Genomic DNA, 13199 nt, shown 5'->3' with positions numbered 1-13199 from the left:
TTCAGCGCAAGCGGTTGCGCTGCGGGCCCGGCGAGCGCCCCTGGCCCCTGCCCCGCACTGCGGCAGGCGGCCCCGGCAGGACCTTGAGCGCACCCTCGGCCATGAGCTTGTCGCGCACGCGGCGCGTCATCGACTGCGTGCTTCCATCGGGCGCGGTGAACAGGAACAGCGTGTGGTGGGGGCTCGCCCAGGTCAGTTGGGTGTGCACGGCGCGGTGGTTGGTGACCAGTTCCACCCAGGTGCCGATCACGAGGTCCAAGCCGCCGTCCGCCACCGGGACAGCTACGGCGTCTGCCGGTGGTGCGGGGCCTTCTTCGCCGTCCTCGGCCATGTCTTCCGCGTACCCGTCGGCAACCGGCCCCAGCAGGGAGCCGCCCGTATCCGGAGCATCGTCCTGGAGCGCTCCCGGACCATAGCGCGATGCATGCTCGGCGGCGGTCTGGTGGAGCGCGGCCACACGCTCCAGGACGGTGCTGGTCATGTCCTCGGCATGGCCCACGCTGTCCAGGCCCTGCCGCAGCGTACCCAGCATGCGCGTGACGGCGGTCGCCAGGCGTTCGGGCTCCAGGGCCGCCATCGCAGGCTGCGCGAGCCAGAACAGCTCGGGCACCAGCGCAAGGTAGCCGCCCGGGTCCGGGTCTGCGGCACCGGCCTGCCCCACCTGGGCATTCGCCACGACATCGGCCCAGGGGCCGGCTGCGAAGTCCACGATGTCCTGTGGCACGTCGTCGGTCTTCGCCAGCGCCCGGATGTCCTCGGCCACGCGGCGTGCCAGCTCTTCGCGGCGCGTGAGTTCCAGGGCCACCGCGCGCGCGGCGTCTTCCCGGTCCTGGCGCTGGCGATCCTGGGCCGACCAGCCGGCCTCCAGGCCGGCGAGTGCGGTCGAGAAGGCTTCGGCATTGCGCGTGTCACCGTTGGCAAGGTGGTCCACGGCCAGATCCATGAGGCGCACGAAGCCGCTGAAATCGTCCACATCCTCGGAGTCGAACGACAGTGCGCGTTGCGTCAGCGCATCGAGCAGGCGCCGCGCGGGATGCTGGTCATCGGTAAAGAACCGTCGGTCATGGCGCACCAGCCGCTGCAGTGCCGGGCGCAGGTTCTGCAATGCGCGTTGGACGGGCGGGAGCAGCCGGTCGTCCAGCGCGATGTTGTCCATCATGCGGCTCACGACTTCGCTGGCCGTGCGCGAGCGGGCCCGCGCAGGGGCCGCCGCGTCCTCACCGGGAGCGACGGCACCCACTTGAGAGGCCACACCGGCATACAGGGAACTCCCGGCGGCCTGCAGTTGCGCCGCCTGGACTGGGCTGCCCGCGGCCAGCGGCGCCGGCAGGCTCCCGGAGAGGCGGCCCACGATGCGCTCCAGTTCCGCGATGTCTTCCATGGCCTCCACCGCGGCCGCGGCGAGGTGGCCGCCCTGCGTGACCGGGAGGGACGGCAGGCCATGCAACGTGCCCGGCTGCGACATCCGGCCCCCTGGCACCGGAGGGCCTTGCTGCAGCGGCGGGGGCACGGGCATGGAGAGCGCCATCGGCTGGGCCAGCATCTGGCGCAGCATGGCCACGGTCAGCAGTGCCTCCTCGGCCTCGGCTGCCAGGGGCATGGGTTGCGAAACCGCAGCACCGCCACCCCAGCCGTTGCCCGGTGCGCCGTAGCCGCTCATGGCCGGCAGGGGGGCGCCCAGGCTGGAGCGCGCATCCCATGGCGCGGCCTGCATGCCGGGGTCGTAGCCACTCTGCGGGCCTTGCCAGCGCGAAGCCGCGCCGGAGCGCACGTGATTGCTTCCGGCGCCTCCACCGGCCACGGCATAGCCCACGGGCTGCACGCCGTCGGCACGCAGGCGCTCCACAGCGCGCTGGTAGGCGGCCTGCAACTGCACGCCGAGCGCATCGCGCATGGGTGCCATCCAGGCCGTGCGCACGTCCGGAGCCACGCCCGTCTCGCCCACCACCTGCTGGAGGGCGCGGATGTAGTTTTCGGGGCGCAGCGGATTGCGGTCCGGCTGCACGCTGCGCAAACCCTGGGCCGCGCTCACGAGGGTGTTCAGTTCGGCCAACACAGCTTCGGTGGCATGCAGCGCGACCTGCTGTGCGCGCGACAGTTCCACCTGGGCCATCACCTCCGCCTCGTCCATCAGCGAGAGTTCGCCGAAGTCCAGGCCCGAGGCGTCCGCCGGACGGGCCCGCGCGGTGGCGGGGCCCTCGGCGAAGATTTCGAGCAAGGCCATGGGATAGGCCTTGGCGAGCGCCGGCACGTGCTGCACCAGCAGCCGCTGCGCATCGGCCAGCGCGTCGCGCCGGCGCAGGTCGCGCGCACGCGACATCTCCGCGTCCAGGGCCACCCGCGTGGCCTCCAGAAGCGCGGCCATCAACGCCTCGCCGTCGCGGATGGCCGCCACGACGCAGGCACGGAAAGCCGATCTGACGCTGGGAGCGGAAGCGGACATGGCGCGGCGGGAGTGACGGCGCGGGCAGCGCGCGGAGGTTGACGGGGTTAACGGCGTGGACGAAGCCGTCCGACCTTCACTTCAGCGCCTTGTAGCGCATCCGCTTGGGCTTGGCTCCCTCCTCGCCCAGTCGCTTCTTCTTGTCGGCTTCGTACTCCTGGTAGTTTCCATCGAAAAACACCCATTGGCTATCACCTTCCGCCGCCAGGATGTGCGTGGCGATGCGGTCGAGGAACCAGCGGTCATGGCTGATGACCAGCACGGTGCCTGCGTATTCGAGCAGGGCGTCTTCCAGCGCGCGCAGGGTTTCCACGTCCAGGTCGTTGGACGGTTCGTCCAGCAGCAGCACGTTGCCGCCCGCGATCAGCGTCTTGGCCAGGTGCAGACGGCCGCGTTCGCCGCCCGAGAGCATGCCCACCTTCTTCTGCTGGTCGCCGCCGTTGAAGTTGAAGCGGCCGGCATAGGCACGGCTGGCCATCTGGAACTTGCCGATGTTGATGATGTCGAGGCCGCCGGAGATGTCTTCCCACACCGTCTTTTCATCGGCCAGCGAATCGCGGCTCTGGTCCACGTAGGCCATCTTGACGGTGGAGCCGATCACCACTTCGCCACTGTCGGGCTGCTCGCGGCCAGCGATCAGCTTGAACAGCGTGGACTTGCCGGCCCCGTTCGGGCCGATGATGCCGACGATGGCGCCGGCCGGGATGTTCATCGACAGGTTGTCGATCAGCACGCGGTCGCCGAACGACTTCGTGACGTTCTTGAACTCGATGACCTGCGTGCCCAGGCGGTCCGCGACGGGAATGAAGATTTCCTGGGTCTCGTTGCGCTTCTGGTATTCGAAATCGCTCAGTTCCTCGAAGCGTGCGATACGCGCCTTGGACTTGGCCTGGCGGCCCTTGGCGTTCTGGCGCACCCACTCCAGTTCCTTCTTCAGGGCCTTGGCGCGGGCTTCCTCGCCCTTCTGCTCGGACTCCAGACGGGCCTGCTTCTGGTCCAGCCAGGTGCTGTAGTTGCCCTTGTAGGGAATGCCGTGGCCACGGTCGAGTTCAAGAATCCACTCGGCCGCGTTGTCGAGGAAGTAGCGATCGTGGGTGATGGCCACCACGGTGCCGGAGAAGCGGTGCAGGAACTGCTCCAGCCAATCGACGGACTCGGCGTCCAAGTGGTTGGTGGGCTCGTCCAGCAGCAGCATGTCGGGCTTGGAGAGCAGCAGACGGCACAACGCGATGCGGCGCTTCTCGCCCCCGGAGAGCACGCCCACGGCTGCGTCCCAGGGCGGCAGGCGCAGGGCGTCGGCGGCGATTTCGAGCTGGTGCTCGGAGTCGGTGCCGGCCGTCGCGATGATGGCTTCCAGGCGCGCCTGCTCGGCGGCCAGCGCATCGAAATCGGCATCGGGCTCGGCATAGGCGGCATACACGTCTTCGAGCTTGGCCTTGGCGGCGAACACCTCGCCCATGGCCTCTTCCACGCTTTCACGCACCGTATGGTCCGGATTCAGCTGCGGCTCCTGCGGCAGATAACCGATCTTCAGGCCCGGCATGGGGATAGCTTCGCCCTCGATCTCCTTGTCCACGCCAGCCATGATCTTCAGCAGGGTGGATTTGCCCGAACCGTTCGTGCCGAGCACGCCGATCTTGGCGCCGGGGAAGAACGAAAGGGAGATGTCCTTCAAGATCTGCCGCTTCGGGGGCACGGTCTTGCTGACACGGTTCATCGAATAAACGTACTGGGCCATTGGCTTTCTTTCCTAGGAATGGGATGGCGCCACCGGCAAGGGGCGGCCAGCGGAGGGCCGCGCGGCGGACGCGTCGCCGAGGATTATCGGATGCTTTGCGCCGGACGCATCTGCGCTGCCGGCAGCCGTGCCCGTTACCGGCCGGAGGCCTTGCGGATCTCGTGGGTCCACTGCGCGGCCGCGCGGGTCAGCTCGGCATGCAGCAGCGCATGGTCGATGTGGGCCAGTTCGCTGCCCAACTGGCTCGAGGCCGCCTGCCGCGCGGCTTCGGCGCGGGCGGCATCCAGGTCGGCGTTGCGCACTGCCGTATCAGCGAGCACCGTCACGTGCGTGGGCTGGATTTCGACGTAACCGCCCGACACGTACACCTCCACTCTCTCACCGGCCGTGGTCTCGATGTGAACGAAGCCTGCCCGCAGCCGCGTGAGCACCGGCGTATGGCCGCGCAGCACGCCGAATGCGCCTTCGGTGCCTGGCAGGCTCACCACCCGCACCGGGCCGGCCCACACCTGCCCCTCCATATGGGCGATTTCGAGCTGAAGCGCTCCGCCCGGCCCTGCGGGAGCCGGTTCCGATTCGATTGACGACATGTGCATGACCCGTGTGCGGGAGCGGATCGGGGCCCGTGCGCACCGGGTAAACACCGATGGCCCGCCCCGACAGGACCGCTCCGTGAGAAAGCGCCAGTCTACGCCCGCCATGCGCGCAGGCCGTGGCGGCCGAGCAATCCGCGCGGCCAAGTGCCCGCGGCGCCCATCTCGTGCCACAATAGCGCCTCAGCCGCCGGCTCCAGTGACCGGCGGCCTCAGCAGCCTGCTGGGGACGATGAAGCCGCCACGCGGTGTTCTGGCTCCCATTCGTGAATCACATCAGCCTTGACTGGCCGCAGCCCTTCTCCGGGTTCTGCGACAGGCCGATGCCTCCCGCGCCCGGAGAGGCGCTTCCTTGAATGACTTTTGACGAACTGAATCTGGCCCCCGCCATTCTGAAAGCCGTGCACGAGCAGGGCTACGAGAATCCCACCCCCATTCAGGCCCAGGCCATCCCCGCCGTTCTCGAGGGGCACGACCTCCTCGCCGGCGCGCAGACCGGCACCGGCAAGACCGCGGCCTTCGTGCTGCCCATGCTGCACCGGCTCACGCAGGGCGGCACCGCCCGGCCCGCCGGCGGCATCCGCGCCCTGGTGCTCACGCCCACGCGTGAACTGGCGGCGCAGGTCGAAGAGAACCTGCGCGCCTACGCCAAGCACCTCGACGTGAAGTCCACCGTCATCTTCGGCGGCGTGGGCATGAATCCGCAGATCGACCGCATCAAGCGCGGCGTGGACATCCTGGTGGCAACGCCCGGACGTCTGCTGGATCTGCAGCAACAGGGTTTCCTGGACCTCTGCAAGGTCGAGATCCTGGTGCTGGACGAAGCCGACCGCATGCTGGACATGGGCTTCATCCACGACGTGAAGAAGGTGCTGTCGATGGTGCCCCGCGACAAGCAGAGCCTGCTGTTCTCGGCCACCTTCAGCGACGAGATCCGCGAACTGGCCAACAGCCTGCTGCGCAATCCGCAGAGCATCCAGGTCACCCCGCGCAACACCACGGTGCAGCGCATCACCCAGGTGATCCACCCCGTCGGCCGCGGCAAGAAGAAGCAGGTGCTGCTGCACATCATCCAGCAGCACGACTGGAGCCAGGTGCTGGTGTTCACGCGCACCAAGTTCGGCGCCAACAATGTGGCCGACTTCCTCACCAAGAACGGCGTCACGGCGATGGCCCTGCACGGCAACAAGAGCCAGAGCGCCCGCACGCAGGCGCTGTCGGGCTTCAAGACCGGCGACATCCGCGCTCTGGTGGCCACCGACATCGCGGCGCGCGGCATCGACATCGACGAACTGCCGCACGTCGTCAACTACGAAATTCCCAACGTGCCGGAAGACTACGTGCACCGCATCGGCCGCACGGGCCGCGCGGGCGCGAGCGGCGAAGCCGTGAGCCTGGTCTGCATGGACGAGGAAGGCTTCATGATGGAGATCGAGCGCTTCACCAAGCAGGAGATCCCGGTGCAGTTGCTCGAAGGCTTCGGCCCCGAGCCCGATGAGAAGGCCGAACCCATCGCCATGGGACGCCAGACCATCTGGGGCGGCGCCGGCAAGCCTCCGAGCCGCGAGGTCATGCAGGCGGCGGCCAAGGCGGCCCGCAGCGAAATGATGGAGCGCATCCGCACCAACAAGGCCACGCAGGGTGAACGCAGCGGCGGCGGCAAGGCCGGCGGCCAGCGCGGCAATGCGCAGTCCCATGGCGGCGAAGGCGGCGGCAACGGCGGCGGACAGAAGCCCCCGCGCGGCCGCGGCGGCGCGCAAGGCCAGGGCCAGGGCAATGCCTACGCAGGCGGCCAGCGCGCAGGCAACGGCCATCCGCGCGGCAATGGTGGCGGTGGCGGCAACAGCTACGGCGGCGGTGCCGGCGGGCGCGGCCCCCGCCCCGCACGCGGCGAAGGCGGCGGCAACGTTGGCGGTGGCTACCGCTCCGACGACACGCAACCGCGGCGCGAAAACGCCCACCTGGGCACCCAGGGGGGAACGCACCTGGGCCCCCCCCGCCACGGCAGCGGCGGCGGACAACCCGACCCCATGCGCACCAGCGTGGACAGCATGGCCGACCGGGGCCGCCGGAACGGCGGCTTCCGCAGCGGTGGCGGCGGTGGTGGATATGGCGGCGGCGGTGGCAACCGCGGCGGCAATCGCGGCCCCCGCAGCGGCGGTGGCGGCTACGGCCGCTGACGCGCCATTGCCGCCGCCCGTTCGCGGGTAGCGGCACGACGCACGCGCACACACGGCGCGGTACCGGCGATCTTCGGGTCGCCCGTACCGCGCCGTTGCATTTTCGGCATTGAATTTCCGGGCCACGAAGACCGCACCGGGTGCCTCCGGCCCGGAAAGCCGGTCGGCACGGGGTCGCCACCGACAGGCGGTCGCGGTCGCGCCGGGTAACATCGGCCCCGCCCTGCCACAGACGGCCTCACGCGGCCCTGATCGACCATGAACCAGCCTCTCGCCCATCGCCTATCCGGGTCCGCCGCCCTCGCCATGCCGCCGCGGGCGTTCGGGCCGTTGGTACTGGCCATCGCCGCATTGGCCGCCGGCTGCAGCAGCACCCCGCTGCCGCCATGGCCCACCACCGTTTCGACGCCGCTGCCTTCGCGCGCGCCGGCACGCTCCGGCCCGGAGCGCACCGTTCCGCCACCGCTCGGAACCACCCGCGCCGAGGTCGTCACCTCTCCCGTCACCCATACGCCCCTGATCCCGCAGCCGGAGCCGGGGGCCGCCCCGGCCGCTCCTCCGGAAGCGGCGGCTCCGCCAACAGGCCCCCTGCCCTACAGCGCCGCCGTCGCCGCGCGCTTTCCCGACCCAGCCGTGCGCTACGACACGCCGGGCCTCGGGGACGGGCGCCGCGCATTCACCACCAATGGCGAAGCGTCGCAATGGCTGCACCGCCTGGCTCCGCAGGCAGGCAGTGCCACCAAGGTCGGCGTGATCGAATGGGGCCGTTCGCAGCGCGGCACGCCCCTGGAAGCCCTGGTGGCCACGCGCGGCGCAGGCACCCGCCTGGCGGACCTCGACGCCAGCGGCCGGCCCACGGTGGTACTGATCGGCCAGCAGCACGGCGACGAGCCGGCAGGTGCTGAAGCCCTGCTGGTGATCGCACGCGAAGTCTCGCAAGGCCTGCTGGAGCCGCTGCTGGACCGCATCAACGTCGTGATCGTGCCGCGCGCCAACCCGGATGGCGCGGAAGCCGGAACCCGCGTCACCGCCAACGGCACCGACCTGAACCGCGACCACCTGCTGCTCACCACGCCGGAAGCCCAGGCGCTCGCGCGGCTGGTGCGCGATTACCGGCCCATCGCGGTCATCGACGCGCACGAATACACGGTGGCCGGACGCTTCCTCGAAAAATTCGGCGGCATCCAGCGCTACGACGCGCTGCTGCAGTACGCCACCACCGCGAACGTGCCGGAGTTCCTCTCCAAGGCCTCCCGCGAGTGGTACCACCAGCCCATGGTGGCCGCCCTGCAGGGCCAGAGCCTGACCAGCGAGTGGTACTACACCACCTCCACCAATCCGGCCGACCGCCGTGTCTCCATGGGCGGCACGCGGCCCGACACCGGTCGCAACGTGAACGGCCTGAAGAACGCGGTCAGCCTGCTCATCGAGACCCGGGGCGTGGGCATCGAACGCACGCACATCCAGCGGCGCGTGCACACGCAGGTCACGGCCATCTCCAGTGCGCTGCGCAGCACCGCGGAACGCTCGGCCAACCTGGAGCAGGTGCGCTCGTTCGTCGCGCGCGACACGGCCGCCCAGGCGTGCCGCGGCGAAATCACCATCGACGCGGGTCCCACGGCCACGCAGCGCGACCTGCTCATGCTCGACCCCGAGACGGGCGCCGACAAGACGGTGCGGGTGGACTGGAATTCGTCCCTGGAACTGCGCACGCTCTCCAGCCGGCCCCGGCCCTGCGGCTACTGGCTGGCCCCCTCAGCCAGCACCGCCGTGGAGCGCCTCAAGCTGCTGGGGCTGCAGGTGATGCGTGTGGCCGAACAAGGCTCGCTGCTGGCCGACACCTTCCGGGAAACGTCTCGGGACACGGCGCCGCGCGAGGATGTGCGCGGTACCGTGGCCGGTGCCTCGGACGTGGTGCGGGTACAGGTTTCTGCGGTGCGCACCGCCATCGACGCGCCGGCGGGCAGCTATTACGTGCCCCTCAACCAACCGCTCGCCAACCTGGCCGCCGCCGCGCTCGAGCCGGACACGCAGAACAGCTATTTCGCGAACCGGCTCATCGACTCCCTCTCCGACACGGCCCGGGTGATGTCGACACCGTCGCTGGTGTTCGAGGAACCGGACTGAGCCGGCCCGCCCGGCCAGGTTCTTCGCCGGCGGCAGGCAGATGGGCAGCACGTCCCGCGCTCCCTGGCTGCCGGGCCTCCAACTGAATGCCTCAGGCAACAAGCCCCGCACATTTGCTATTAAATATATAGCAAACTATTGAATGAATCCGGCGGCATGGAGGGGTTTTCACTCCAACCTGCCAATGCCGCACACGGGATGGCGCGTTAGACGGAAGCGTGGTGTTCGTCCAGCGCCCCGGGTGCCGTGGTGCTCCACGGCTCGCGCGATCCGGCCACCGTCACCACATGGGCGGTCATCGCCACCGCCAGCGCTTCCTCGCCCAGGAAGACCTTGCCTACGCCTTCGTTTTCGAGCAGTTCGGCCTCTTCCTCGTTGTGAGAGCGCACCACCGTCTCGATGGCCGGATTGAGCGTGCGCGCAGTGGCGACGATCTGCCGCACGTCCAGCGTATCGGGCGTGGCGATCACGAGCATGTGCGCACGCGCGATGTGCGCCTGGATCAGCACCGCCGGGTCGACCGCGTCACCCGCCACCGCCACCATGCCGGCCGACCGCATGTGCTCGACCAGTTCGCGGTTCTGCTCGGCCACCACGAAGGGAATGTCGCGTGCCGCCAGCGCCGCGGCGATGCGGCGCCCGACCCGGCCGTAGCCCACCAGCACCACCTGCCGCGCCAGGTAGCGCTGGTGCGTGCTCACCGGAAGCTCCGCGAGCGGATCGTCGCGCAGCTCCAGTTGCCGCGCCCACGCGGAGCGCGCACGCAGCCAGTCCTGCAGGGGCGCAATCGCACGGAACAGGATCGGATTCACGGCGATGGAGATGAGCGCACCGGCCAGCACCAGGCTCGCACCTTCGGGCGGCAGCAGCCCGAGCGAGGCGCCCAGCCCCACCAGGATGAAAGAGAACTCGCCGATCTGGGCCAGGCTGGCGGACACCGTGAGCGCGGTGTTGAGCGGGTACCGGAAGGCCAGCACCAGCGCGGCCGCCGCCAGCGTCTTGCCGAAGATGATGATGGCCACCACCGCCAGCACCTGGAAGGGCCGCTCCAGCAGCACGCGCGGATCGAACAGCATGCCCACCGAGACGAAGAACAGCACGGCGAAAGCGTCGCGCAGCGGCAGCGATTCCTGCGCGGCACGGTGGCTGAACTCCGATTCGCGCATCACCATGCCCGCGAAGAACGCGCCGAGCGCGAACGACACGCCGAACAGCGCCGCCGAGCCGAAGGCGATCCCCACGGCGGCGGCCACCACGCAGAGCGTGAACAGCTCGCGCGAGCCCGTGCGCGCCACCTGCCACAGCACCCAGGGGAACACCCGGCGCCCCACCAGCAGCATCAGCGCCACGAAGCCGCCGACCTGCGCCAGCGTCCACCCCAGCGTCTTCCACAAAGGGGGATGGGAGGCATCCTGCACGGCAGCGCTGCCTCCGAGCCAGCCCGCGAGCGGCGGCAGGAGCACCAGCACCAGCACCATGGCCAGGTCTTCCACCACGAGCCACCCGACCGCGATGCGGCCAGTGTAGGAATCCAGGATGCCGAGGGTTTCCAGCGCCCGCAGCAACACCACCGTGCTGGCCACCGAAAGCGACAGGCCGAACACGAGCGCACCGCCCAGGCCCCAGCCCCACCACGTGGCCAGGCCCATGCCGAGCATCGTCGCCACGGCCATCTGGACGATGGCCCCGGGCAGCGCGATCTTGCGCACCGCCAGCAGATCGCCCAGCGAGAAATGCAGCCCCACCCCGAACATCAGCAACATGACCCCGATCTCCGCCAACTGACTGGCCATGGCGCCATCGGCCACGAAACCCGGGGTATAGGGCCCGATAGCCACCCCGGCCAGCAGATAGCCGACGAGTGCAGGCAAACGCACGCGGGTCGCCAGAAAACCTAGAACCAACGCGAGCCCGAGCCCGACGGCGATGGTGTGGATGAGGGATACGCTGTGGGGCATGTGTCAAAGAGGGCTTTGGCAGACAGCGCAGAAAGCGCGCGGAGGGTGGCGGCCATTCCGTTATAACCGCAAAGCCGCCAAACTGCGCAGACGGCTGGCCCATGGGTCAGAGCGGACACCGGGCCGGGTATGATCGCGGGCTTCGGAAGCACTGCCGGTGCGGCCCAGGGTTGAAGTGGTCAAGGGGCGCGTCGGAGACTGAGCCCACGCAATCCGGCAGGTGCGCCACAGCCCCGACCGGGCTGCGTTTGGTGCAATTCCATCCCATCTGCCCGTAGCTCAACTGGATAGAGCAATTGCCTTCTAAGCAATAGGTCGGGGGTTCGAGTCCCTCCGGGCAGGCCAGCTTTTCCTGGGGCGGTGCGTCTGTGACTGCGCTTCGCTCTATCGGCATGGCAGCCATTCGCCAGTGCAGAAGATTCCTCACACAGACAGGTACCAACGGCTCAGTCCCGCATCGACTGTCTACCCACGCATGCTGCGCTACTGCGGCAGTGAAGGAAGGTGGCCAGCGGCCGATACACCATCGGCGAAGCCGGCTGGGCGATCACCCTTCCGCCTCATTAGGTCGGACCTGTGACGCACCGATCACAGCGTGCAACCGCCTTCCTCATAGGAAAAATAAACGTTCCAAACCGCGCCGAGGCTGTTTTTTGGCACGGGATCAGCATTTGCTGCAGGAACCAGGCTTCAGGCAAGACCTCAGCCTGCGGCCGGCGTCATCCCAGCCACTGGATGGAAGATGTGGTTCCCGAATCGGAAAATTGGGATTCGAACGATTCCAGGCTGTCGGGAATGTCCTGCACGTACAGCTTCGGCTCCAGATCGCCCTGTTGGATCTGCCAGCGGGCCACTTCGTGCTGTCCCATTTGAGGGGCCCGGATGCCCGCTCCCATGAGAGACTCGGGCGCGCTCCATCGAGAAACATTCATGGGACCTCCTGTGATCGAGTGACAACATTGGACCCTTGGCGACTCGGACACGGGGTGGGAAACGCATGGCAGCGCCTGTAGGAAATCATGCCGGTGCCATGCGACCCTGCATCAACGGATGAGCAAGCTCCGAACACCACTGTGGAACGGCGCGGCTACTGCTCGCTCAGCCCTTGGGTTGGTGCAGGCCTCTTTACAGGCTTGCGGAGCGTTAGCTGAGATCAGCGCCCTCCCGCGCCGGCACCACTGCCCCCGGAACCGCTGCCGCCTGCCCCACCGGTGCCGCCCGTGCCGGCGCCGGTCCCCGCTCCGGAGCTACCGGCTCCCGACCCGCCATCGCCGCCCGTTCCGCCCGTACCGCCACCGGTACCCCCGGTCGAACCACCTGTTCCATTGCCGGTGCCACTGCCACTGCCGCCCTGCGAGCGGCCTCCACCTGTGTTCCGATCGTCTGCCTTGGAACCGGACCTTTTCGATGCAGCACCGCTTGCCGTTCCAGCAGGCGCATCGGCGCTCGCGCCACCCATTGCACCCCCGGTGGCCTGCGCATGCACTACAGGTGCTCCGGCGAGGGCCACGCCCGTGACCATGACTCCAGCGCAATATTGCACGGTGCGCCGCATTTGTTGACTCAGCTTCATAGATGCTCTCCTGGATCGGTAGTTGGAAGATGCAGGCTGCGCTCAGCAGAGCGCGAAGAAGCAGCTTGGATCCCCGCTTCAAGGCCTGTGGCATAGCTTCGCGCCATGCCGACTCTTCAACATGTAGGAGCGCTGCGTAGCAGCAGAGGCGTTCGCCTTCGAAGGCATACAGACGTTTCGCATTGGAAACGATCCGGATCCATTGATGACGGATGGGGGCAGAGATCCGGCCGTGTCCTACGGCAGGCTTAAAGCGGCTAACAAAACCATGTCATCGCAAATCGAGCGAAGAGCGTTTGGTGATGCATGAGTCGAAACAAGAAAAAAGAGATAAGCGCGCAGCACTGTTCAAGAAGGTTGCGCCGCTGTTGCCGGTAGTCGCCGCCTCGGCCAAGGGCGGTCGCCCGCGGGTGAGCGACGAGATGGCCCTCAACGGCATCCTGTTCGTTTTGCGCACCGGCATCCCTTGGGAAGAGTTGCCCCAGGAACTGGGCTTTGGCAGCGGCATGACTTGCTGGCGGCGTCTACGTGACTGGCAGGCCGTGGGAGTGTGGCATCGCCTGCATCTGCTGTTGCTCGATGAGTTG

8 protein-coding genes and 1 tRNA gene are annotated in these 13199 nt (G+C 68.5%); 4 read left to right on the top strand and 5 right to left on the bottom strand.

Annotated elements, in window-relative coordinates; all coding sequences use genetic code 11:
• Position 1: 1 nt before the first annotated feature.
• The 3 genes from BM144_RS14990 to atpC all read right to left on the bottom strand — a co-directional run bounded on the left by BM144_RS14990 (position 2) and on the right by atpC (position 4777).
• Positions 2-2443 carry a DUF1631 family protein gene (locus BM144_RS14990; protein WP_092953740.1) on the bottom strand — a complete coding sequence of 814 codons (2442 nt, stop codon included), beginning with the start codon at positions 2441-2443 and terminating at the stop codon, positions 2-4.
• A 76-nt stretch (positions 2444-2519) separates the two neighbouring features.
• Positions 2520-4181, bottom strand: coding sequence for an energy-dependent translational throttle protein EttA (ettA, locus tag BM144_RS14985; protein ID WP_092953737.1), 1662 nt, complete (start codon positions 4179-4181; stop codon positions 2520-2522).
• Between the two features lie 134 nt (positions 4182-4315).
• Positions 4316-4777: an ATP synthase F1 subunit epsilon gene (gene atpC / locus BM144_RS14980; RefSeq protein WP_245783678.1), complete on the bottom strand. Its 462-nt coding sequence runs from the start codon at positions 4775-4777 to the stop codon at positions 4316-4318.
• A gap of 353 nt (positions 4778-5130) precedes the next feature.
• Between atpC and BM144_RS14975 the strand changes: the two genes are divergently transcribed.
• Both BM144_RS14975 and BM144_RS14970 read left to right on the top strand, forming a co-directional pair.
• Positions 5131-6954 carry a DEAD/DEAH box helicase gene (locus BM144_RS14975; protein WP_092953734.1) on the top strand — a complete coding sequence of 608 codons (1824 nt, stop codon included), beginning with the start codon at positions 5131-5133 and terminating at the stop codon, positions 6952-6954.
• 258 nt (positions 6955-7212) lie between these two features.
• On the top strand, positions 7213-9081 hold the full coding sequence (locus BM144_RS14970) for a M14 family metallopeptidase (protein WP_092953731.1): 1869 nt from the start codon (positions 7213-7215) through the stop codon (positions 9079-9081).
• A 206-nt stretch (positions 9082-9287) separates the two neighbouring features.
• Here BM144_RS14970 and BM144_RS14965 read toward each other — a convergent pair whose 3' ends face one another.
• Positions 9288-11039, bottom strand: a complete 1752-nt coding sequence (locus BM144_RS14965) for a cation:proton antiporter domain-containing protein (protein WP_092953728.1) — start codon at positions 11037-11039, stop codon at positions 9288-9290.
• Positions 11040-11307: 268 nt separating this feature from the next.
• Between BM144_RS14965 and BM144_RS14960 the strand changes: the two genes are divergently transcribed.
• Positions 11308-11384, top strand: a tRNA-Arg gene (locus BM144_RS14960).
• A 374-nt stretch (positions 11385-11758) separates the two neighbouring features.
• Here BM144_RS14960 and BM144_RS14955 read toward each other — a convergent pair.
• A complete protein-coding gene (locus tag BM144_RS14955; RefSeq protein ID WP_092953725.1) occupies positions 11759-11971 on the bottom strand; it encodes a hypothetical protein in 213 nt (70 codons plus the stop codon).
• Positions 11972-12914: 943 nt separating this feature from the next.
• On the opposite strand from BM144_RS14955, the gene BM144_RS14945 reads away from it, so the two are divergent.
• A partial coding sequence (locus tag BM144_RS14945; RefSeq protein WP_139225733.1) for a transposase occupies positions 12915-13199 on the top strand: 285 nt, incomplete at its 3' end.

The organism is Paracidovorax konjaci, assembly GCF_900112675.1.
GTDB lineage: Bacteria > Pseudomonadota > Gammaproteobacteria > Burkholderiales > Burkholderiaceae_C > Paracidovorax > Paracidovorax konjaci.
The sequence above is the reverse complement of the archived record's forward strand: the minus strand, read 5'-3'. Positions and strand labels throughout refer to the sequence as shown.